Raw genomic sequence first — 25,743 nt, forward strand, 5'->3', positions numbered from 1 at the left:
AAACCATGAAAAAAAACATCTATCTGCTTCTATTTGCAGTCATCTGTGGTAATCTATATGCCCAGAACAATATACCTGACTGGGAGAACCCCGAGGTATTTGCTGTAAATAAAGAAAAAACCAGAGCTACCTCCCTGCCATTTGCGGACGAAACTTCAGCTCTAAAAAATGAGTTTACATCTTCACCTTATTTTAAGTCGCTGGACGGAATCTGGAAATTTTATTGGGTACCCAAAATCAGCGAAGTTCCTGCCAATTTCTACAAAGAAAACTACGATGTTTCGAAGTGGGCGGATATGAAAGTTCCCGGCAATTGGGAGTTTAACGGACACGGCATCCCGATGTATGTAAATGTTGGATTCGGCTTCAAAGCAAAACCACCTCACATCGACAGAGAAGATTCCCCCACAGGAGCTTATCGCAGAGAGTTTACAATTCCTGAAGACTGGGATAGTCGCCGTGTATTTATCCACTTCGAAGGCGGAACCAACTCGATGTATGTATGGGTGAATGGCGAAAAAGTAGGATATACAGAAAACGCAAAAAGCCCTGCTGAATTTGATATCACAAAATACATCCGCAAAGGAAAAAACACCCTTGCTTGTGAAGTACACAAATACAGCGATGGCTCGTATCTCGAAGATCAGGATATGTGGCGTTTAGGCGGTATCAACAGAAGTGTATATCTATATTCAACAGATCAAACACGTATCTTGGATTTCTTTGCACATCCCGATCTGGATAAAAATTATAAGAACGGATTATTCTCTTTAGACCTTGTATTAAAGAACTATACCAGTTCGGCAAAAGATCAAACCGTAGAAGTTGCCATATTGGACAGCAATGGTAAAAAGGTGTTCAACAGCAATCAAAAAGTAAATATTCCTGCCGATAATACAGCAGAGACTACCATCAAAGGAACTGTTTCGTCTCCCCTTAAATGGACGGCTGAAACTCCTAACCTATACACTTTAGTTATAACATTAAAAGACAATAAAGGCAAGGTTATAGAATCGACTTCTCACAAAATCGGATTCAGAAAAATAGAAATCACCGACGGACAAGTTTTTGTTAACGGCAAGAAAGTATACTTCAAAGGTGTAAACTTACACGAATTCAATACTCAAACAGGACAAGTAGTAAACCGTGAGGTGATGATGCGCAATATTCAGTTGATGAAAGAACTGAACATAAATGCTGTGCGTACTTCACATTATCCTCAACCTCCGCTTTGGTACGAATTGTGCGATCAATATGGTATCTATTTAGTAGCCGAGGCAAATATGGAGTCGCACGGTTTGGGGTATGGACCTGATAATGTATCCAATCTACCCGAATGGCTGGGTGCTCATATGGATAGAATAATCCGTTCGGTTGAAAGAGACAAAAATCACCCATCCGTAATATTCTGGTCGCTGGGGAATGAATCAGGTAACGGAAAAGCCTTTTTCGAGATGTATAAATGGGCTAAAGAAAGAGACAACAGCCGCCCTGTTCAGTATGAGCAAGCACATCAGAAAGATCCGAATACCGATATTCTTTGTCCGATGTACCCATCTTGGGAATCGATGAAAAGGGATGCCGCCAGAGACTTAGGTCGCCCTTACATTATGTGCGAGTATGCTCATGCCATGGGTAACAGTATGGGGAATTTCCAGGAATATTGGGATTTGATGCGTAGCAGCAAAAATATGCAAGGTGGTTTTATCTGGGAATGGTACAATCACGGTTTCAAAACTCAGGATGAACAAGGACGCCCTTATTGGGCATACGGAGGAGACCTTAAGGGATACAACAAAATGAATGATGGCAACTTCTGTATTGATGGTATTATAAGTCCCGATCAGAATTACCTGCCTCATACTCATATTGTAAAAAAGGTATATCAAAACATTCTGTTCAAAGCTAAAGATTTAAATAATGGTATTATTACTGTAATCAATGACTTTAAGTTTACAGACCTAACCAATAAAAATTACACTTACAAATGGGTACTTCTTAAAAATGGAAAAGTATTCGGTGAAGGCAATTTTGATGCCGTAATCCCTGCTGATACTCAAAAGGACATTAAACTGAATCTACCAACAATCACACCCGAAGCAGGAGCAGAATACTATCTGCAAGTATTTGCTTATAATAAGGAACAAACACCGTTTACCCCTGCAGGATTCGAGGTGGCTAAAGAAGAATTTGCATTCGATTCGAATAATTACTTTACACCTGCAACTTATACAGGTTCTTTAAACGTAGAGAAAGGGGAAGATAAGATTACTGTAAAATCGGGTACAATTAGTTACGAGTTCTCGACTAAAGACGGCAAGAGCCTTCTCTCTGTAGAAAATGACGGAAAAAGAGTATTTCGTGAACTTCCTCGCTTGAATTTCTGGCGTGCTCCTATCGATAACGATTTCGGATCGTGGGAACAATACGCCTTACGTATATGGGATGCGGCAGGACAAAACGTTATTTATACATACAAAGGGTCTCAGGAAAACGGTGGTGCCATATCATTTAATTACGAAGCAAAGCTCAGAGGTATTGAAGCCAAAGTTGATTTCACTTATACCGTAAACAAAGACGGAAGTCTTACTACTGATGCTCATTATAAAGCCTTATCAAATGACCTGCCCGAAATGATGCGTTTCGGTATGCTCATGACTCTACCCCAAGAATACAATGACTTCACTTGGTATGGTCGTGGTCCTTGGGAGAATTATGTAGACCGAAACGGCGATACCTTTATGGGCGTTTGGAACGGTGCTGTTGAAGATCAGTATTATCCATACATCCGTCCTCAGGAAGGTGGTAACAAAACCGATGTACGCTGGTTATCCTTAACAGACAAATCGGGTAAAGGCATCCTTATAAAAGGAGCACAACCCTTATCGGTAAGTGCGACCAATAATCGGCCAGAAGACCTTGATCCGGGAATGACTAAGAAGCAACAACATGCTTCCGATGTATTACCTCGTGAAGAAGTAGTTCTTTGTGTTGACTTATTCCAACGTGGAGTTGCAGGTCTCAATTCATGGGGGGCAAAACCTCTGGATGAATACCGATTCAGCGATAAAGAATACAAGTATAGTTATACAATCAGTATTTTGAAATAAGGTCTCAGACCTTTCTGGATAAGTTATCTATTTCTCAAAGCCTCACTTCAAACAGTGAGGCTTTATTTATAAAAATGTCGAATTTACAACTATGAATTAATTATACTCCTCTTTTGAATTATTCATACACTATCTGTTATTAATGTCTTTCACATCTTTGCTTCCATCAAGAAGACAATAATAAAAAGGTCGGAGACCTTAACAAATAGACACTATGAGAAAATTCAGAACATTTTTTTTATTTCTTATTCCTCTTTTTACTTTCTCCTATATAGGATGTAGTAATAATAAAACCGCCACACAGTCAGAATCGAACTTACCCACCCGAACTGAGGTTATCGAAATCATTCAAAAAGTAAACGGAAACTGGCAGGCATCACACCCCAATCACGAAAATTCATTCTGGCATCGGGCAGCCTATCATACTGGAAATATGGCAGCTTACGAGGTTACCAAAATTGAGGATTACAGAGCTTATTCCGAAGCGTGGGCTGAACATAATCTTTGGATGGGGGCTCAATCGAACGATACTTCGAAATGGAAATACAGTTATGGAGAAAGTGACGAATATGTGCTTTTCGGAGATTTCCAGACTTGTTTTCAAGTATATATCGACTTATACAACTTGAATCCCGATGAGAAGAAAATAGCCAGAGCTAAACAAGTAATGGAATACCAGATGTCAACACCCAATAACGATTATTGGTGGTGGGCAGACGGTCTGTATATGGCAATGCCTGTAATGACTAAACTCTATAAACTTACTGATAACGAATTGTATCTCGATAAATTATACGAATACTTTTCGTTTGCCAGAGACTTGATCTATGACTCCGAAAGTAAATTATTCTATCGGGATGCCAAATATATTTATCCGAAGCATAAAACTGATAACGGTCTAAAAGACTTTTGGGCAAGAGGCAACGGGTGGGTTTTCGCAGCCATGCCCAAAACGTTGGAAAATCTCCCTGAAACCAATGCACATCGGGCAGAATACATCAAAATCTATCAGGATATGGCAAGTGCCATTGCAGACAGTCAACAGGAAGATGGTTCGTGGACACGGTCTATGCTCGACCCTCAACATGCACCGGGACCTGAAACCAGTGGAACGGCTTTTTTTACCTATGGTTTCTTATGGGGTATAAACAATGGAATTCTTGATAAAGCAACCTATTTACCTGTCGTAGAAAAAAGCTGGAAATATCTATCGGAAACAGCTTTACAACCTGATGGTAAAATTGGATATGTACAACCCATTGGAGAAAAAGCAATACCGGGACAAGTGGTAGATGTAAATTCAACTGCCGATTTTGGTGTAGGAGCATTTCTTCTGGCAGCCTCCGAATTAGTAAAATATCTGGATAAGCAGCAGTAAACAACACAAAAATTCAACTTACTATGAAAAAGATTCTCACCTTACTTTTTTTCGCTTGTACCTGTTATTCTGTGCAGTTACAAGCAGCAGAGCCAACTCCCGACCGCACTTATTGGGCAGATCTGCTTTATAAAATATCCGAGCCTGTATTGAGTAATATGAGTAAAGGCGAGCTCGTAAAAAATATGCAGGTAGAAGTAAGCCCCACGTGGGATGGTCGCCGTACCAGAGTAACGTATATGGAAGCTTTCGGACGCCTGATGGCAGGTTTAGCACCTTGGTTAAGTCTGCCCGATGATAATACACCCGAAGGAAAACAAAGAAAGCAACTGAGAGAATGGGCTTTAAAAAGCTATGCACATGCAGTAGACCCAGAGAGTCCCGATTATCTGCAATGGGATAAAGAAGGACAAGCTCTTGTAGATGCAGCCTATGTAGCAAATAGCTTTTTAAGGGCACCCAAACAATTGTGGGAACCTCTGGATGAAGTGACAAAAAAACGCTATGTTGACGAATTTCAAAAACTACGTTGGGTAGATCCACCCTATACCAATTGGCTGTTGTTTTCGGCTATGATAGAAACATTCCTCCTGTCAATAGACGAGCAATACGACGCATACCGCATTCACAGTGCCATTCGTAAAATAGAAGAATGGTATGTGGGAGACGGATGGTATGCCGACGGCACCCATTTTGCATTCGATTACTACAACAGCTATGTTATTCAACCGATGTATGTTGAAGTTCTGGAAGTATTGGTTGCCAAAAACAGAATGGTAAAACAAGAGACCTTAGATATTGCCCGCAAGCGTATGCAACGATACGGACTTATTTTAGAGCGTTTTATATCACCCGAAGGATCATTCCCTGCTTTTGGGCGATCTATGACATACCGCATGGGGGCTTTTCAACCGTTAGCATTATTATCGTGGCGACAAGAATTACCCGAAGAACTAAGCGAAGGGCAGGTTCGCAGTGCAATGACATGCGTTATGAAAAGAATGTTTGAAGCTAAAGGCAATTTCAATGAGAAAGGATTCCTTCAACTGGGATTTGCAGGACACCAGCCCAATCTTGCCGATTGGTACACCAACAACGGAAGTTTGTACTTGACCTCCCTCACATTTCTACCGTTGGGACTACCTGCTGATCATTCGTTCTGGACATCTCCCGCTGAAGATTGGACTGCTAAAAAAGCTTGGTCAGGAGAAGATTTCCCAAAAGATCATGCTATCGGATTTTAAGGTTTTAAATCTTCACGACCATATTATAACAACAGATTTTATTCTCTGCTAAACAAAAAAGGAGTTGATCTATAATTCAACTCCTTTGATCTGATTCTCCCCTATTCTCCTTATTCCTTTTATCTAGTTTTGGGAAAATTAACCTCAAAATCCATACTACAATGCTGCATAAATTAACCTTCGTCTTAACATCACACTTATACCAGATACGACTTTCCAAAGACCAAGTTATCCGCTTCTATTCATCTGACAGTTAGCAATACATGTTACCCGAATCTAAATACACATTCTTAAAAGTTACCTAATATTTATCCTTTATTTTAATATCATGAAACAAACAACCTCTTCAAAATCTAAAGACGAGACCGATGTGACTCGTGCATCAAAGATGTTTTTCTTATGTATGATGCTCTTGGGGATCGCTCTATTCCTTCCCCTTAGTGCATATGCTCAACAAAATTCTATTTCGGGAGTGGTTTTAGATGCTAGCACCAAAGACCCTCTTGTTGGAGTTTCGGTAGTTGTAAAAGGCACCACAACAGGAGTACTTACCGATTTGGATGGAAAATTTTCCATTTCAGCACCTACCGGGTCAACACTTGTTATCTCATATATCGGTTTCGAAAAACAAGAAGTTGTCATTCAAAATCGGTCTTCGATAAATGTATTACTTAAAGAAGACAGCCATGTTTTGGATGACGTAGTGGTTGTAGGATACGGTGTACAAAAAAAATCGGACGTTACAGGTTCCGTCACATCCGTTTCCAAAGACCGTCTGGCAAAGATACCTGTAACCAATGTTCTGCAAGCGGTGCAAGGAGCAGCAGCAGGAGTAATTATTGCTCAACAATCTTCCGTTCCGGGAGATGCACCTTCGGCACTGGTCAGAGGACAAAATTCGATTAATGCCAATTCCGGTCCTTATATTGTAGTAGACGGTATTCCTATTTCGAAATCAGGAGGAACCCTTAACGACATCAACCCGAGTGATATCGCCTCTATGGAGATTCTGAAAGATGCTTCGGCTGTTGCAATTTACGGTACAAACGGAGCAAATGGTGTAATTCTGATTACAACCAAACGAGGAATGACAGGTAAACCTGTCATTCGATATAACGGACATGCCGGTATAGAATCGATGGCTCATATCCTAGAGCCTCGCAACGGAGAAGAATACCTTCAAAAATTTGCTGATTGGATGAAACAAACCGGACAAACCCAAACAAGTCCTGTTCCCAATTATGGCGAAGAAGAAAACTACAAAGCCGGTATTACTCACGATTGGATTGACATGGTTTCTCAAACCGGCATTATACAAGATCACAATGTCAGTATATCGGGAGGAACACCTGAAGTCAAATATTTCTTATCGGGTGGATATATGGATCAAAAGGGGGTTTTACAAGGTTACAATTATAAACGAACCAGTATTCGCTCTAATCTGGATGCCGATGTAACCAAATTCTTAACCATAGGAACTTCCTTATTCTTAACAAACCACAATAGAGACGGAGGACGTGTAAATCTACTCAATGCTTCTGCTATGAGTCCTTTCGGACAACCGTTTAATCCGGATGGCAGTTATAAAATATATCCGATGGAACCTGAGCAATTATTCTCGAACCCATTCTTAGGGCTAACCACAGACAGAGAACGCCGTTCTTTCAATGTGAACATGAATGGATATGCAGAAGTCAGATTCTCGGGAGTATTAAAAGGATTGAGATACAAATTCAATGCAGGATATGTTTATCTGCCTACTCGCGAGTCGAGCTACACAGGACGAGATGCCAACGACAAACTGGGGACAGCAAGCATACGCAACTCCGAAACAAACAGCTATACTATAGAAAACATTGTAACATATACCCGTGATTGGGATAAACATCATTTCGACTTTACAGGTCTTTATGGTGCTCAACAGCGTAAGTTCAACGAGTCAACGGCAGGAGCTGTAGGCTTTGTAAACGACTTACTTTCGTTCAACAACTTAGGAGCAGGAGCAACGCAAACCAGCAAATCGTATGCCGACAAATATTCGGCGAACTCGCAAATGGGACGTATCAATTATTCGTATGACAGCAGGTATTTGTTTACTTTAACTGTACGTCGTGACGGCTCTTCGGTCTTTGGGAAAAACACTTCAAAATACGGTACATTCCCTTCGATAGCTGCCGGTTGGAACATCAGTAATGAAAATTTCATGAAATCGGTTACTGCCATAGATAATTTAAAAGTCAGACTTTCTTACGGTAAATCAGGTAACGAAGCCATATCTGTTTACAAGACTATTTCGACAGCCTCGAACAACAAAGTACCTTCTAACGGAATCGGTGAAACGGGAATGCTTTTAAGCAACCTCGGAAACTCCGATCTGGAATGGGAAAAGACAACCGGAGGAAACATCGGAATTGATTTCGGTATACTTCGGAATCGTATTACAGGAACCATAGATATGTATAAAAGCAATACTACCGACCTGCTATTATTACGGTCGATACCGCTCGTTACAGGATACACTCAGGTATTTGATAATCTTGGGGAAACTTCTAATAAAGGGATAGAATTGACTTTAACTACACGTAATATAGAAACACGTGATTTCGGGTGGGAGACCACTGTCGTCTTCGCCGCTAATAAAAACAAGATAGTAGACTTATACGGTGACAAGAAAGATGATTTAGGCAACAGATGGTTTATAGGACACCCCATCAATGTAGTGTATGATTACAAAATGGAAGGGGTATGGCAAGAGGACGAAATCAGTGCAGGGCTTCACAAGAAACAAGACCCGACAGCAAAAGCCGGTGACCTGAAGTTCGCAGACCTGAATGAAGACGGACAGATAACTGCCGAAGACAAAACTATATTGGGACAAACTGCTCCTAAGTGGACCGGAGGTTTAACCAATACCTTTCGCTACAAAAACTGGAATATGAGTATTTTCCTTCAAACTGCTCAAGGGATGACCAAAAACAATGCCGACTTAAATTACGTGGATGAAACCGGAAAAAGAAATACTCCGCGTGAAGTGGGTTACTGGACTCCCGAGAATCGCAGTAATACGAGGCCTGCCCTTTCATACAACAATACAAGGGGGTACGGATATGCTTCTGATGCCGATTATATCCGAATCAAAGATATTACCGTGAGTTATGTATTCAACCCCGGAGTACTGGATAAATTTAGCATCAGTGGTTTGACTGTTTATGCCAGCGGGCGAAATCTTCACACATTCACGAAATGGATAGGATGGGATCCCGAATCACGTCAGATTACCAGAGGATCGAGTAGCTGGGACAGCAATCTGAATGCGTATAGAAGTTGGGAAGATAATTATCCGGTAGTACGCAGTATCGTATTCGGTATAAATATCACGCTTAAATAATCTAAGCTTTACGAGCTTAATTTTTAATTACTCAAAAAATATCATCATGAAAAAATGTATAATATTCATCATATCAATACTATCTCTGACCTATTCGTGTAGTGATAGTTATCTGGACGAAACTCCCTACTCTTCTTATACACCTGAGACTTTAAAAGACTCATTAGGAATCGAGGCATCAATTATCGGGCTTCACAACCTGTATGGCACGATCTGGACTTGGAGCGATCAGCAAGGGTGGTTAAGCGTATGGCAGGTGGGGACCGATGTTGCCAGTGCTGCCCAAGAGCAAGGAATAGAAATTCCATATTATGACTATACCAAATTGACATCGTCCGATAGAGCAGCTTCTTTTATTTGGGAAAAGTGCTATGCTATTATCAATAATTCCAATAGTATTATTAACGATATGGAGAACTCGTCATCATCGGTAAAAGGTTTGAGCGAGGGAGGTAAGAAAAGAGTCAGTGCCGAAGCCAAATTCTTCAGAGGATATGCGTACAATATGCTTGCTACCCTTTTTGGCGGTGTTCCTTTGGTTACAGAACCTACGACAGGAGCCAAAACCGATTATGTGAGAGCATCGTTGGACGCTATAAATACGCTTGTTGTTTCAGACTTAACATTCAGTACACAATACCTGCCCGATATAGAAGCTGTGCCGAGCAATTCGGGAGGTAAACAATATGGAAGAGCCAATAAATATATGGCTATGCAATTATTGGGAGAAGCGTATATCAGAATAGGGAAACCTGAACTGGCAGAACCTCAACTTCAAACAATAATATCGAGTGGAAGGTTTAAGCTAATAAAAAATCGCTACGGTTCTAAAACCGATCTTCCGGGTGATTTTTATCACGATATGTTCATATACGGAAACCAACGGAGATCTCAGGGAAATACCGAAACATTATGGACATTTGAAGTGGAAAATACCAACACCGTTCCGGGTGGATATACCGGTGCTCCTCAACAAAGACGTGTTTGGACTTCTGCCTATTACAACATCAAAGGAATGGTATTATGTGATTCTCTGGGCGGCAGAGGGCTGGCTCGTTTACGCTTAAGCGACTGGACTAATTACAGGCTGTACAAAGACGGTGATATACGTAATTCGCAATATAATATCAAGCGGAAAATGTATATCAACGATCCGGCTAATGCTAACTTCGGTAAAGAAATACCATATGTAGGAACTGATACTATTTACAACTTATGTCCACACACTACCAAATGGGGAGCTTTTGATCCGAATGATACTTTCGGATGGTCTACTGTTAAAGACTGGATTTTGATGCGATTGGGAGAAACTTATCTGCTACTTGCCGAAGCTCAGTTTAAGCAAGGTAAAACAACGGAGGCTGCCAATACAATCAATGTGCTTCGCGAACGTGCATTTCCTAATTATCCGGCACAAGGAAAAGTTTCGGCATCCGATATTACACTCGATTTTATACTTGATGAACGTGCCAGAGAGCTTATCGGTGAAGAAAACCGCCGCATGACATTGATGCGTACAGGAACCTTAGTCGAACGGGCTAAACTGAATACCACCAAATATAAACCGATAGTGGGGATAAGCAAAACAAATCTTCTACTGCCTATACCTCTGACTGAAATTCAATTGAATAAAGATGCTGTATTGGAGCAAAATCCCGGATATGATTAAGCCGGTAAATAAATAAAATGGTACAGGGGTTTCTCTTCACTGGAAAGAGAAATCCCATTCCTTAAAAACTATCTCTCTCAATCGAGACTTTATTCTCTTAAAGAATAATCAATATGATAAAGTTAAAATATCTCTTAGTAGCCTTCCTTTTTATTCTTGATGTAAATGTTTCGTTTGCCTCTACTTCTTATATAGAATCTCCACCGGGAAATAATAATGTCTCTTCGCACCAATCATTCCAACCCGGAAAAATATGGACGGATACAGATGGCATCCACATAAACGCTCATGGGGGAGGAATGCTTTATCACAACAACAAATACTATTGGTTCGGAGAAAATAAGGGAGAAAAAAGCAACAATGCCTTAGTGGGTGTTATGTGCTATTCGTCAGATGACCTTTACAATTGGAAAAACGAAGGAGTTGTCCTTCCCGTTGTTGAAGGTGACGAAAACAGTCCTATTGCGAAAGGCTGTATTATAGAACGACCTAAGGTAGTGTACAATGAAAAGACAAAACAATTTGTGATGTTCTTTCATCTCGAACTGAAAGGCAAAGGATACGAAAGTGCCCACGTAGGAATTGCAACAAGTGATAAACCAACCGGACCATTTCGGTTTGTGAAATCATACCGTCCCAATGCAGGATATTTCCCTATAGATATGTCTGAGAAGCAAAAGAGCTCTAAAGTTACACCTGAAAATTTCCCTAAGTGGTGGACTAAGGAATGGACTGCCGCAGTAAAAGACGGAATGTTTGTCCGCCGTGATTTTCAAGGAGGGCAAATGTCACGTGATATGACCGTATATGTAGATGACGATGGCAAAGCCTATCATATATATTCGTCGGAAGAAAATCTGACTATACAATTAGCTGAACTGACTGACGACTACCTGAGTCACACAGGCAAATACCTGCGGATAGAACCCGCAGGTCACAACGAAGCTCCTGCTATCTTCAAAAAAGACGGACGTTACTTTATGATTACCTCAGGATGTACAGGCTGGGCTCCTAATGCTGGACGTTTACTTGTTGCAGACACTATCTGGGGGTCTTGGAAATTATATCCTAATCCGTGTGTAGGCAAGGACTCTGAACTGACTTTCCATTCACAGAGTACCTATATATTACCTGTTGCAGGCAAGAAGGATGCTTTTATTTTTATGGCAGACCGATGGACTCCAAAAAATCCGATAGATGGCAGGTATGTATGGCTACCCATTCAGTTTGAAAATAATTTACCAGTATTGAGATGGTTAGATAACTGGACTTTAGATATCTTTGATTTATGAAAAACCTTATTATACTTATTCTGGGCTTATTACCTCAACTTATTTATTCACAACAGTTAGTGCCTGTTGGTCATGGATGGGCAAACAATTCGGTGAATGTAACCGTATTCCGAAAAAATTCGCTCGTCACATACAAAGACACACAATTCATAGCCTACTATGATAATGATGGTTGCTTAATCTTAGGTAAGAGAAAACTTCCTAAAGGAGAATGGATTCTAGATAAAACTCAATATACGGGTAATGTGAATGATGCCCATAATTCTATCAGTATTATGGCTGATGGTGACGGATATCTGCATGTGTCTTGGGATCATCACGGACACCCTCTGCGCTATGCTAAGAGTATTGCTCCTCTATCTTTAGAATTAGGCGATAAACAACCGATGACACGGGAATTGGAGGAAAATGTCACTTATCCTGAATTTTACAAAATGCCTAATGGAGATTTGATATTTATATATCGGGATGGGCAATCGGGAAAAGGAAATCTCGTCTTAAACCGCTACAACGTAAAAACCAAGACATGGAATCAGTTACAGAAAAACCTGATCGATGGCGAAGGCAAGCGCAATGCTTATGCCCAATCGTGCGTAGACGATAAAGGTGTTATCCATATTTCGTGGGTATGGCGTGAGACTCCTGATGTCGCAACCAATCATGACCTGTGTTATGCAAAATCATTAGACGGAGGTATAACATGGATGAATTCAATGGGAGAAAAATATATATTACCGATAATTGCCGAGACATCGGAATATGCAGCATTGATTCCTCAAAACAGCGAACTGATCAATCAAACTGCAATGACTACCGACAGTAAAGGTAATCCTTACATTGCAACTTATTGGAGAGAAAAAAACTCTGATATCCCACAATATCATATTGTTTATAACAAGGATCACGAATGGAAAGTGCTGAACCTTAATTTCCGAAATACATCTTTCTCTCTTAAAGGGGGAGGAACAAAACGTATACCTATTTCACGCCCTCAACTGATAGTTGACACTAAGGGTAAAAACACAAATTTATTTTTACTGTTTCGGGATGAAGAAAGAGGCGGAAAAGTCTCGATGGCTATTTGCAAAGATATTAATGCAAATACATGGAGCATCGATGATTTAACAGATTTTTCGGTCGGTTCATGGGAACCCTCTTTTGATACTGAACTATGGAGAAACAAAAAACAACTGCATATTTTCGTTCAGAAAGCAGATCAGGTAGACGGAGAAGGCAAAGCTGATATAGCACCTCAAAAAGTACAAGTATTAGAAGTCTATCCATAAGATTAGAGGGTTATGAATCTCATTAATAATGAACAATAGAGCTATAGGGGATGTTAAAAGATAGGATGATAGGAGAGTAATTATTTATCTGGATTACCTTATGCCGAAGGTAAACTTAAGGCGGCACGTAGGGACAAAGATGATAAAGAAATTTGTATCTTTGTTATTCAGTCTATAAGATAGATTCGACTTCCAAAGAGAAGTAAATTTTATCCGTCTTAGACTATACAGAGATTATTATTAACATCAAATAGAGAAAAAGAACTATGAAACCTACATTATTTGTACTGGCAGCCGGAATGGGTAGCCGATATGGTGGACTAAAACAGCTCGACGCTTTGGGTCCTAATGGGGAAGCTATTATGGATTACTCCATATACGATGCATTACAAGCAGGATTTGGTAAAATTGTATTTGTAATACGAAAAGCTTTTGAAGAGGAATTCAGAAAAAAGATTCTCTCAAAATACGAGAAATCAATACCTGTAGAAGTAGTGTTTCAGGAATTGGATGACCTGCCCGAAGGATTTACTCCCAACCCCGAGAGAGAAAAACCATGGGGTACAAATCATGCGCTGTTGATGGGTAAAACGGTTATTAACGAACCATTCGGAATCATAAATTCTGATGACTTTTACGGAAGAGAGAGCTTTCAACTCTTAGCAGGACAACTCCGAAACATGGAGGGTAAAACCGCTCATTATTGTATGATGGGGTACATGTTAGGCAATACATTGTCGGACAGCGGATCGGTAGCCAGAGGTATCTGCGAAGTAGACAAAGACAATATTCTTCTCAAAATAGTAGAACGCACCGAAGTAAAAAGGGCAGAAGGTACTCCTCAGTTTAAAGACGAGGATGGTACTTGGAAAAATCTGACCGATACAACACCTGTATCTATGAATATGTGGGGATTTACTCCCGATTATTTTGACCTTTCGGAAAAGTATTTCGTCGAATTCCTAAAAGAAAATAAAGATAAGGTGAAGGCTGAATTCCTGATCCCGACTTTAATAAATACGCTGATCGAAAAGAAACTGATCGAAGTGAAAGTATTTAATACACCATCCAAATGGTTTGGTATTACGTATGCTAAAGATCGTCCCGAAGCTATTTTGAAAATAAAAGACCTTGTAGCAAATAAGGTATATCCTGATAAACTATTTTAAGATCACAGACCTATTTATTGCTTTGGTAAGTGTAATAAATAGTTATGCATTACTTATATCAGAATAAAAGATAAGAAAAAGAGGAGAGCCAAACGGTTCTCCTCTTTTCACAAATACCCAAAAGAAACCTATCACTTTAATACACCTTTTAGTTGTTTTCTAAATTCTTTTTTCTGCTGAGTGCCTCCAAAAAATAATAGTCAGCATATACAATCGGAGCATCAATCTCATCCGACTTTGGATAATTTCCTGTCGAATGCAGCAACAAGAATCCTTGCGCAGTACCCTCCTGAGCCATATAATTATCAATCAGATTACTCAATATGGTATCAGCCCATGTTGTATATTTTTCCTTGTTCGTACTACTATATTGTGCCAGCTCATACAAAGCCGATGCTATAACACAAGCCGCAGAAGCATCTCTCGGAGCATTTGGTATAGATGGATCATTAAAATCCCAATATGGAATCAGATCGGCAGGGAGATTTTTATTCGAGAAGATAAACTTGGCAACCTCATCCGCTAATTTCAGATAATCAGCATTTTTCGTATAACGATAAGCTATTGTAAAACCATACAATGCCCATGCCTGACCTCGTGCCCATGCCGAAGAATCGGAATATCCTTGATGGGTTTGTTTCTTCTCAACCTTACCCGAAATGGTATCGTAGCTAACCACATGATAAGACGAATAATCGTCTCTGAAATGGTTCTTCAATGTAGTCATTGCATGCTTATCTGCAATATCGTAGTACTTTTTATTACCCGTAGTTTCAGCCGCCCAAAACAAAAGCTCTAAATTCATCATATTGTCTATGATTACAGGAAATTGCCATTTATCGGCATTGTGATCCCACGAACGGATAGCTCCGATTTTAGGATTGAATCTTTTAGATAAAGTTTCTGCCGATTGCAAAAGGACATACTTATAATGATTGTCATTTGTGAGCCTGTAACCGTTCCCAAAAGAGCAATATAATTTAAAGCCAAGGTCATGTGTGCCTCTGTCCATTTTCTCACCCTCAATAAGAAGTGATTGCTTATTGGCTTTCTCTTTCCATTGATTGTCCTTTGTATAACCATATACATACCACAACGATCCGGGGAAGAAACCCGAACACCAGTCTCGAGGCGTTACCATTCTTAAACTTCCGTCCTTTTCTACTGTTCGGGGATTAACCAGATTCTTTTTATCGGTTGTAGCTAAAACTTTATCCATACACTCAAAAGCATAATCGTACTGACGTATTGTAAAGTTGAATACTTCATCTATCACATCGGGAGCACCAAAAAGTAATCGGTTGCGATCGGACATTTTTTGTTTACTATACTTTTTATAAAGAGCCAAGTAATTTTGTTTCGATGGGTCTAAAGCCACAATTCGATAAAGATCCTCACACAATTCCTGCTGTTTGCCTTCCCATCCGCTTATTTGTTGATATGGCCACTCCGAAACTTCTTTGCCCAAATAAGCAGTAAGGAAATCGACTGCCTTATAAAAGGTTCTACCATCCGAAGATTCCGCTTTGTTGAGTTCTTTCCCAAAATGTTTAGCAATGGCAAACATATCTATCATGTGACGGATATTGTACTGCGAATAACCAAAAGCCAATGTTCGACGCAATTCTTGAGGTTGTTTTCCATCGGGTCCTATTTGAGTGAAAAGTCGTTTTTCGACAAATTCATCTACAACTTTTTGTGCACCTTTATCGTTACCCGAAAACAAGTGGTATATCGCTAACTGAACATCGTATGCTAAAGCATGATTATTTTTGGCGTTGCGTTCTTCAACTCCCTGTTGGCTGATTTCGAACCACTTTGTGAACTCTCCAAACCATTTTTGAAACCCGGCTTTGTCTTTTGCAGTATAATTCTTTGAGCCTTCGAGAAGTTGCACACTATTCAGCATATCCACAAACGAATAGGTGTCAATCAATCCCATAGGACGACCTTTGGAGTCATTTACACCGGGAACGAACTGTGCATAATTAAGATTGGGATTCATTTTAGTTTTCGGATCTAAAAACCAAGTACGAAGAAATTCCACTGCCTTTGCAGCATAACGTTCGTCACCACTGAAAAAGTAAGCCAATGACAATGTATTTACAGCATTAGCCATCTCCCCTAATGGGTTTCTGTCATAATTCTCTAATTCGGGATTAGATTCCCCATCTCTATGTATATAAGGCAATCCGTCTGCTTTTGCAGGATCAGGCCAAACATATCTGCTAAGGCTTACATAATCGTGTTTATCGCCACTCGGAGCTATTGCTTTTTTGTCTGTAACCGATAGTGTTTTCTTCTGCATAACCTTATCAGCATCCTGCAAAAGGTCTCTATAGGCACTCGAATAAGTGAGCGAATGGATATTTGCTTTAACGGATGTCATTGTGTTGATATCCCATATCCATTGAGCATTAACGGTGGATATCATTCCCAGAAAAAGCAGGAATAAAATATACGTTTTTTTCATAATTAAGAGTTTAAGGTCTCAGACCTTGTTATAACTTTTAGCTCAGAAAGTGAATTAAGTAACACTGAAAAATAATAGAACTCTATATCGGGTGGAGTAGAACTCCACCCCTACAAAAGGTGTCCTCAAATACTTTCGACTACTTATAATTTTCTAACTTTTAATGCATTTATAAATGATTTTCCTGAAAGAGAGATTAATTTGATTTCGATATAATTTTGTTCGGACACTTCTACAATGAATCGTTTTTTATCTACTCCGTAAAATCCGACATTTCTTGCAGGATTTACTTTTGATTCTACCACTTTTCCGTTAATAACAATATCGAATACATTCTCATTACTGACTGCCTTCTGAGAGTTTTCGCTCAGATCATAAGCTACTTTTTCTTTAGGGAGGAATATATCCGAAAAAGATAATTCTACTTCATATCTTCCTGCGGGAACATCAAAACGGTATTGGTCGGGAGATTCCCGCAAACTTTGATACAGAGGATTATCTGCCGTGCCCATTATTTGTGCTACAGTTTCAGCTGTTTTCCCTCCGATAAATCCCCAGCTTCCGGGTTTATATTCTTTATCGGGAACCCAAGTAAGATTGCTCTCCGAAGATGTGAAAAATGAAGTACTACCTGCATTTATGGCAAGTTCAAGTTTTTCCAGATTCTGATTATTCAAGACTTCGGGTACCGAGTTAAACGAGATGGTTAATCCTGTTTCGATTGGCTTTCCTTCAAACACACCTTTGGCTGTAAAAAAATGTTCTCCGTCTGTAAATGGAACACTCCATGTAGCTGTGCGATTGTCACATTTCTTGATTCCGAGTGATTTTCCATTTTGGAATAACTCGACCTCATCCATATTCGAATATACTTTCACGGGTTGCATACAAGGCTCTCCCGTACGAGTAATACCTGTTCTGTTTTGCCAGTCGTGAGAAGCAATATGAATAACAGGAATATCTTTTCTATAAAAAGACTTGAACAAAAAGTACACATCTTTAGGGGTCCTATCCGAATATACAAGTCCTTTGTTATTGATTCGAGGCATAGATTCGTCACGTGCTGCCGACCCAAAATCAATAAAATTCCAATAAGTAGCACCACTGATATATTTTTCTTTCTCGATCACGGGAAGATAATGTTCGATATACTCCTGCTGATATTCGATACTGAAATCGAATCTCTGAGGGGTCAAAGAGTGGATACGCTTGTCAGAGCCTGCACCGTATTCGCTTACAATTTTAGGATTATCGGGGTGCTTTGCTTGCTGATCTCTCAAGAATCTTTCGAATCCTGTAAAGTCATCCGAATACCAACCTTGATACAGATTCCATCCTATAACATCCACAATATCATTAAATCCGGCTTTATTATACGAATCGCTTCCATGAAAAGCCATTGTACTCGGGCGATACAGGTCTTCTTCTTTCAATACTTTTTCGAGATGATTAGCCAAAGTTAAGGCTCGATCAGTAGGAGCTTTCAATGCATCTCCCTGATATTTACGTTGTGTCATCAGCAATATTTCGTTCATATATCCCCACATAATAACCGAAGTATGGTTGTAATGCTGGCGAATCATTTCCCGAAGCATGTTTTCGCAGTTTGCGGTAAAATCTTTATCCTCTGCCACGATATCAATAACGGGAATTTCTTCCCATGTCAACAGCCCTAATTTATCGCACTGTTCCAATATGGCATCATCTTGCGGATAATGAGAAATGCGGATAAAATTCACACCCATATCTTTTATCATCTGCATGTCACGTCGGTGCATCTCGTCACTCAAAGCATTGCCTATTGGTTTTTGATCCTGATGACGGCATACTCCATTTAGTTTATACGGTTTTCCATTCAGAAAGAAGCCTTCTTTACCATCAAATCTGTACCAACGAAATCCGGTATTGTTATTGACCTTATCTAATACTTGCTTGGTTTTAGGATCATAAATGGATGTTTCAACAGCATATAAATTCGGATGCTCAGGCGACCAAAGCTGCGGATTATCAATTTTCCCTGTATAAGAAAACGAGTTTTTTGAATTAGGTTGGATCGTGATTGTATTCTTATCTGTTTTGGCAATCTTACCCTGAGGGTCTTTTATAGTATAGGTTACTTCTATCTTTTTAGATTGCGATTCGTCATTCTTCACATTGCCACGTATGGTATAAGAAGCTCGCAACTCCGAAACGTCTTTAGTATCAATATATACTCCGTTTGAACCAAAATCGGCAAGGTCGAAATGTTGTTTTGGTGTAGTAATCAACCACACGTCCCGATAGATTCCGCCGAAGATTGTAAAATCGCCGGAAACGGGAGGTACATCTGTCAATGAATTATCGACTTTAACGGCTATCTGATTATCTTTGCCAATCAAACAATAGGGAGTAATATCAAATGTAAACGATGTATAGCCACCTTTATGCTCTCCTACAAAACTGCCGTTGACATACACCGAAGCGACTGTATTTGCAGCTTCGAAACGGATAAAAACCTGCTTATCTTTATATTCATCCGATAAATACAGGTTTTTACGATACCACCCTATACCTCGGTAATATTGCTTATCAACATAAGCATCACTATTCCAAGTATGGGGTATAGATACATGCTCCCATTGCTTATCACTGAAATTGGCATCGGATGACTGAGGTATATCTTGTTTAATAAACCGCCATCCGTCATTTATGGTTTTCAGCTCTCGTTGAGCACTAAGCGTTGATGGGAACGATACTAAATAAATTAAAAGTGTGATGACCACAATGAATGGTGTCTTGCAAGTTTTTTTCATCCGATAGTTTTTAAGAGTTAAGGTCTCAGACCCTTTACGTAAAAATAAGAGAAAAAGAGACAGAATACAAATCATACGAATTAGCTTGTAATTCTGCCTCTCTCAAACTCAGCTATAAAAAATCCATTAAGAAAAAAACACGCCTAAGGTCGCAGACCTTTTTATTACTTACTTCTTAATATTAACCGTCACTTTATAGTTTTGAGTGAACGATCTTACTTCATAATCGTTCGTTATACTATTAGTAATATTTGTATACGAAATCTCCTGCTTCGGATCGAAGGTCAATACATTGAGTGAACCGACCGAAGTATTAAGAGCTTTTACATATACATTTTTCACTCCTTTTATAGCTTGCGGCCAATTTATTGAGAAGGCTCCGTTTGTATCGGGTTGAAGGACATTGCCTGCTTCGTCAACAATCTGATAGTCTGTACCACGAACCAAAGTTCCTCCGACATAATAGTATGTAACCACATTGTAAGAGCGGACACGCTCACTATGAAACTGTATGGCGATAGTTGCTGTCTCTCCTTGTTTTACATTAAATACAACATCATTTTTGAGTTTTCCCCAATCCAGGAAGCCTACATAATAGATATGTTCCATAGCCGGATCTCCATTGCCCCATTCATCATCGCTACAAGCAGTGAATGTATAACAGGCTGCAATTGCCATTAGTATTAATATTATCTTTTTCATATTTCTTTTTAAGTAACGCTAAATATTTATTGTTATACTTTACAACATAACTGTCTCTCGCTATTATGCTTACCAAAGCAACAAATAGGTATGAGACCTTACCAGTTAGGATTTTGAGTAATATTTCCTCTCGAAAGAGCTACTTCATTCAAAGGAATCGGATACAAGTAATTCCTATCAGCATCAAACCTTCGATCATCGGCTAGTTCGATCACATACATATCGGCTTCGTCATACACCTGCTTTCCTTTCAGTTTTCCTGTAGAATCAGTTAAACGGGCTTCCAAATCTTTACGTAATTTACTTGTTTCGGAATCTACAAATTTTGCACCTATGAGATAGGTAGGTAATACTTTCTCGGCTATTTTCCAACGCATGATATCATCATATCGAAAACCTTCGTCAATAAACTCAACTGTCCGTTCACGGCGAATTTCATCCAACATATTAAGACCGTTAGCGGTAGTGAAGTCATTGGTCAGTTTCACATTAAATCCGACTCTGCTTCGTAGTTTATTTACGGTCTTATCCAACTGGTCGTTAGTTATCGAACCATTGTATTCATATAAAGCCTCAGCATAGGAGATCAGTATTTCAGCATAACGAATCAGCATTTTATCTACTGTTTCCCGTCCTACCGTAATCCATTCATCCATCATAAAACCTTTCTTTATCGAATAACCATATCCATGTTGATTAGAGAAGGGTATATACGCCCCTTTGAAAGCGTCTTCTCCCAGACTGAAAACGGTCATTTTGAGACGAGGGTCTCTATTAGTCAAAGCATCATCGAAACTTTTTTCGGGAGTTACTTTAAGTGGTGATTTTTCACGAGGCAGCCCATCGTTATAAAGGAATAAATCGACCATCTGGCGAGTTATCGAAACGCTGTTTTCCATTGCTCTGGCATTACCATGAACTGTGGTTCCTGCTCCATTGGGACCGTATACTTTCACAAATACATTCTCCAGATTCTTCGGACCTTCGCCGTCAAATGTGAATAGCTTCTCGAAATTAGAATAAAGGTCATGCCCTTCCTTCATTAATAACTCTGCTGCATCTATCGATTTCTTCAGATGCGCTTTATAATCATTGCCCAGATTATGATACTTAACAAAAGTCCCTTCATATAATCCGATTCGAACAATCATACCTAATGCCGACGAACGGGTAACACGTCCCCAGTCTTTCTCCGGTAATTTGGCTCTTGTAGGTAACCATTCGGCAGCAAACTCAAGATCTTTATAGCATTGCTGAATAACCTGCTCACGTGAAGTACGCCCCGAATACATAATGGGATCATTGGGATCATCAAATGACTTTAACACTAAAGGGATATCGCCATACAGTTTCACGAGCATAAAATTATGATAGGCTCTAAAGAAATAGGCTTCGGCCATCCACCTATTCAGAACGGGTTCTTCGATAGCTGCTCTTGGAGCTTTGTCGAGAATATTATTAGCTGTAAAAATACGGGTATAAGGTTTATTCCAGTTATCATCGGAAGTAGACGGTACTGTACGGCTTCCTGCCGACACATTATCAGCAGCCGTTCTCACTAATTCATCGGCACGTGTATCGTGCGAAAAGCCTTGCAGTTCGTCATACAATCGGTTACATGCAGCACGCACATCGGTCTCAGTCTTCCAGAATGCTGCATCTGTAAAATTCGTTTCCGGAAGTTTATCTAAATCGCACCCTGAGAGGCATAGAGCCGAAGCGATCAGTAAAAAATATATTTTTCTCATAATGTATATCGCAATTTAAGGTCGCAGACCTATTTATTACTTTAGCAAGTATAAATACCACTCATCGTTATTATTAACCCATGTTATATCGAATACTTGCTGTTACTTAGAATGTAATATTCAGCCCCATACTCCAAGTTCGGAAGAATGGATAATAACTGGCACTTGCATTGTTCCCAACCTCGGGGTCAAATACCGACAACAAGTCGCTATGCTCCCAAATATCATCTCCCGATATATATACTCTTACTCTATCGGCTATTTTTTTCTTAATCGGGATATTATAACCCACTTGCACATTCTTCAAACGTATATAGGCTGCATTTTGCACCCACTTATCCGAAGGGTAGTAGTTGAATGTATTGGCATTATACAAGCGTGGCCAATATGCATCCTGATTATCTTCCGTCCAATAATTACGGTGTATTGTCCATGGCATATTTGCGGTAGATTGGAACGGGGCTATCGTATTGGTATCTATAAGCAGTTTTCGTTTGGCTACACCTTGCCATAACATCGAAAAATCGAAGTTATTCCATTGCAATGCGATATTAAGCCCATAGAGATAGCGTCCGTTAGAGTCTCCCAAGTAAATAAGGTCTCCCGGATCTTCGGGTGTACCGCCTCCGGCTCCAATAATATGATTAGGCTCACCTTGTGCCAGATATTTTATATCTCCTCCGCTTACATTGGCATCATTAAATGACTGAAAACCGGGATTTGCTTTTTTAAATGCAAGGTATTCTTCTCGGCTCGACCAGAAACCATCGGTTTCGTATCCCCAAAGCGTATTCAATGGGAAGCCTTCCAAAAACTGCTTTGATCCGGGGGCAATCGTATTGGTTCCGTTTAGCTGCACCAGCCTGTTCTGGCTATCAGACAGATTAAATCCTAGCTGGTAATTTACATCTCCCACTTTATCTCTCCAATTAAGTTGGAACTCCCATCCCCATGTTTTCAATCTTCCTATATTTCCATAAGGTGCTTTTACTCCCGCCAGATTAGGCAGATTGTATTCTATCAACATATCGTTGTTAAACTTCCAGTAGTAATCTCCGGTAAAGCTTAAGCGGCTCGATAGTATATCCAAATCAAACCCAATATTGGTTGTCTCAACCACTTCCCATGTTTTGTCTTTGGCCGCAAGCCTATCCTGATAATAGTATTTATCGCCCATAAGTGTACCATCGTTAAGAATAGGCAGGTAGTCATAAAACCCGATAATTCCACCGATCCCCAATTGTCCCCACGATGCACGTACTTTAAGATTATCGATCTGGGGAATATCGAACCAGCTTTCCTGATTCATACGCCACCCGAATGAAAATGAGGGAAAGGCTTTCCAACGATTACCGGGAGCTAAACGAGAACTTCCGTCATACCGAATATTCGCTTCAAACAGATACTTATCTGCATAGTTATAGTTTATACGTCCGAAGTAAGACATCATACTCCATGTCTCCACTAAATCGCTTAAGCTTGTATTTGTAGCTAACGAGGCATCGTAAGCGTTAAAAGAGAAAAAATCGTTCGAGTTAAGATTCCGTGCAATTCCTTTCATTTCATCCTTTCGGTAGTCTTCGTACGAAGTACCCAGTAAGAGATTAAACGAATGCTTATTCAAACTGAAATCATAATAGGCTAAAGCATCAAAGTTATTGTGATAGTCGTAGTTCTTGGTCTTCTCTAAAGAATTAGGGTTATTAGCCTGAAAACGGATAGTAGTACCCAATCTGTCATACCAGATAAGTGTACGCCTTGCCACCTCACTATTATAATAAGCAGCCTGACGAGATGCACTCAACTGGAACCTAAGCCCGCGAACAAAGTTATGTATAGCCAGTTCCCCCCGACCCATATAGGCCTCGTAACGAGTTTCGTTATAGCCACCGTTTCTCATTAAGTCAATTGCATTTACCTGCAAATCGCCATTATACGGATTGGTTTTAAAGTTGATATCTTCCTGAGGGTTATAAATCGGTTGACGTCCCCTTACCCGATACAAACGCTCTAATATATTTGTCGCACCATATGGATTGGTTTCGGTGAACTGCCCGTTATAACTTGTATTTATGCCTAAACTCATGTACTTATTCAATTCAGAGTTTAACTTAACACGCAGATTATAACGTTCATTCTTGTCGGGTCCGTATTTTAGAATACCACTTTTAGTAAAGAAGCCTGCTGAAATCAGATAATTAAGTTCTTTGGTTCCTCCGGCAATAGATACGCCATGGTTCTGTTGAGTAGTATGATCGTTAGTACCTTCGGCAATCCAATTGGTGGCTTCGAACAGATCCCAGCGACCATTGGTATTATTAGGACGATAGTTAAAGTTCGGATTACCTACCCATGACGATTGTTCTTCGTTCCACTCGGGAGTTCCTCCGGCATTTATACGCGATTCGTTTATAAATTTTTGCTCTTCCCATGCAGGTAGACGTTTTGGCATGAGACCGGGAGTGTTGATCGCATAATATCCATTATATGATATTTTGACTTTTCCTTCTCCTCCTGACTTTGTGGTGATTAGAATGACTCCTGCCGCCGCACGTGCTCCATAAATAGAGCTGGCTGCAGCATCTTTCAAGACGGAAACGCTGGCTATATCATTCGGGTTTAAGAGATTCATATCTCCTTCAACGCCATCAATTAAGACCAAAGCCTTGGTATCGTTGGCTGACGAAAAACCACGGATACGTACTCCCGAGGTTTCCTTTCCGGGTTGTCCGCTACTTCGTAAAACAGCAACACCCGGCATTTCGCCTTGCATAGCCGACAGTACATCTGACGAAGATTTATAGGCAATGGTAGAACCGTCTATGGCTGCAACCGACCCGGTAAGATTTACTTTCTTTTGCGTACCATACCCTACAACTACTACATCCTCTAACATTTTAGAGTCTTCTTTCATTGTCACATTAATCTGGTTTTTATTGGCTACCACTTCAACCGGTACATACCCCAGAAATGTAAAAACCAATGTTGCTCCGTTTTTTGTATTAATGGTGTAGTTTCCATCTATATCCGTCAATGTACCATTGGTTGTTCCTTTCTCGTGTACAGTGAGTCCGATCAGGGGCTCTTTCATAGTATCATCTATTACCCGTCCGTGTACAGTGATTGTACTCTGAGCATAGAGATTTACATCAAATAGCAGTAGCAGCAGAAAAACAAGGGTATAGCTTTTCCTCCATCTGCTTAACAGATTTTTTTCCATGAATATTAGATTTTGATTATTGCTAACTTTTGCTGAGATGGCCAACTCTCATTGCAACAAAAGTAAAATCAAGGGCATATGCATAATTGGAGGAGTGGTCAAATAGTGGATTCAGCACAAACGAGAACCATCATAACAGAATGATAACAAATGAAATACAAAAACTATTATTGTGTAAAAAAGTGGATTACACATAAAGTTTGCAGCTTGAAGAAAGAGGTTAAAATGAACTAAATATGATAAGATCGACTTTCGCATTCATAAAAAAGATT

Annotated in this window: 13 protein-coding genes; 8 read left to right on the forward strand and 5 right to left on the reverse strand. The window is 39.8% G+C overall.

What is annotated here, in order from left to right:
- Positions 1-5: 5 nt before the first annotated feature.
- The 8 genes from G7051_RS04750 to G7051_RS04785 all read left to right on the forward strand — a co-directional run bounded on the left by G7051_RS04750 (position 6) and on the right by G7051_RS04785 (position 14,536).
- Positions 6-3,110, forward strand: a complete 3,105-nt coding sequence (locus G7051_RS04750; protein ID WP_166198851.1) for a glycoside hydrolase family 2 TIM barrel-domain containing protein — start codon at positions 6-8, stop codon at positions 3,108-3,110.
- A 214-nt stretch (positions 3,111-3,324) separates the two neighbouring features.
- The gene (locus G7051_RS04755; RefSeq protein ID WP_166198852.1) at positions 3,325-4,488 is read left to right on the forward strand and encodes a glycoside hydrolase family 88 protein; all 1,164 of its coding nucleotides are present in this window, start codon (positions 3,325-3,327) and stop codon (positions 4,486-4,488) included.
- Between the two features lie 23 nt (positions 4,489-4,511).
- On the forward strand, positions 4,512-5,732 hold the full coding sequence (locus tag G7051_RS04760; protein WP_166198853.1) for a DUF2264 domain-containing protein: 1,221 nt from the start codon (positions 4,512-4,514) through the stop codon (positions 5,730-5,732).
- A 328-nt stretch (positions 5,733-6,060) separates the two neighbouring features.
- Positions 6,061-9,120, forward strand: a complete 3,060-nt coding sequence (locus G7051_RS04765) for a TonB-dependent receptor (RefSeq protein WP_255493321.1) — start codon at positions 6,061-6,063, stop codon at positions 9,118-9,120.
- Between the two features lie 46 nt (positions 9,121-9,166).
- Positions 9,167-10,789: a RagB/SusD family nutrient uptake outer membrane protein gene (locus tag G7051_RS04770; protein ID WP_166198854.1), complete on the forward strand. Its 1,623-nt coding sequence runs from the start codon at positions 9,167-9,169 to the stop codon at positions 10,787-10,789.
- A 113-nt stretch (positions 10,790-10,902) separates the two neighbouring features.
- Positions 10,903-12,081: a glycoside hydrolase family 43 protein gene (locus G7051_RS04775; RefSeq protein WP_166198855.1), complete on the forward strand. Its 1,179-nt coding sequence runs from the start codon at positions 10,903-10,905 to the stop codon at positions 12,079-12,081.
- Positions 12,078-13,367, forward strand: coding sequence for a BNR repeat-containing protein (locus tag G7051_RS04780; RefSeq protein ID WP_166198856.1), 1,290 nt, complete (start codon positions 12,078-12,080; stop codon positions 13,365-13,367). Before G7051_RS04775 ends, G7051_RS04780 begins: the two co-directional genes overlap by 4 nt.
- A gap of 266 nt (positions 13,368-13,633) precedes the next feature.
- The gene (locus G7051_RS04785; protein ID WP_166198857.1) at positions 13,634-14,536 is read left to right on the forward strand and encodes a sugar phosphate nucleotidyltransferase; all 903 of its coding nucleotides are present in this window, start codon (positions 13,634-13,636) and stop codon (positions 14,534-14,536) included.
- Between the two features lie 148 nt (positions 14,537-14,684).
- Here G7051_RS04785 and G7051_RS04790 read toward each other — a convergent pair whose 3' ends face one another.
- From G7051_RS04790 to G7051_RS04810, 5 genes are all read right to left on the reverse strand, one after another.
- Entirely contained in the window at positions 14,685-17,009 is a 2,325-nt protein-coding gene (locus G7051_RS04790) for an alginate lyase family protein (protein ID WP_166198858.1), read from the reverse strand.
- 143 nt (positions 17,010-17,152) lie between these two features.
- Positions 17,153-19,801 (reverse strand): glycoside hydrolase family 2 TIM barrel-domain containing protein, encoded by a 2,649-nt coding sequence (locus G7051_RS04795; protein ID WP_166198859.1) that lies wholly within the window; start codon positions 19,799-19,801, stop codon positions 17,153-17,155.
- Positions 19,802-19,969: 168 nt separating this feature from the next.
- Complete coding sequence (locus G7051_RS04800; protein ID WP_166198860.1) at positions 19,970-20,503, reverse strand: hypothetical protein; 534 nt, start codon at positions 20,501-20,503, stop codon at positions 19,970-19,972.
- 98 nt (positions 20,504-20,601) lie between these two features.
- Positions 20,602-22,251, reverse strand: coding sequence for a RagB/SusD family nutrient uptake outer membrane protein (locus G7051_RS04805; RefSeq protein ID WP_166198861.1), 1,650 nt, complete (start codon positions 22,249-22,251; stop codon positions 20,602-20,604).
- 106 nt (positions 22,252-22,357) lie between these two features.
- Complete coding sequence (locus G7051_RS04810; RefSeq protein WP_166198862.1) at positions 22,358-25,471, reverse strand: TonB-dependent receptor; 3,114 nt, start codon at positions 25,469-25,471, stop codon at positions 22,358-22,360.
- Positions 25,472-25,743 lie beyond the last annotated feature (272 nt).

Origin of the sequence: Dysgonomonas sp. HDW5B, assembly GCF_011299335.1 — a bacterium.
In the GTDB taxonomy this organism is placed as follows: Bacteria; Bacteroidota; Bacteroidia; order Bacteroidales; family Dysgonomonadaceae; genus Dysgonomonas_A.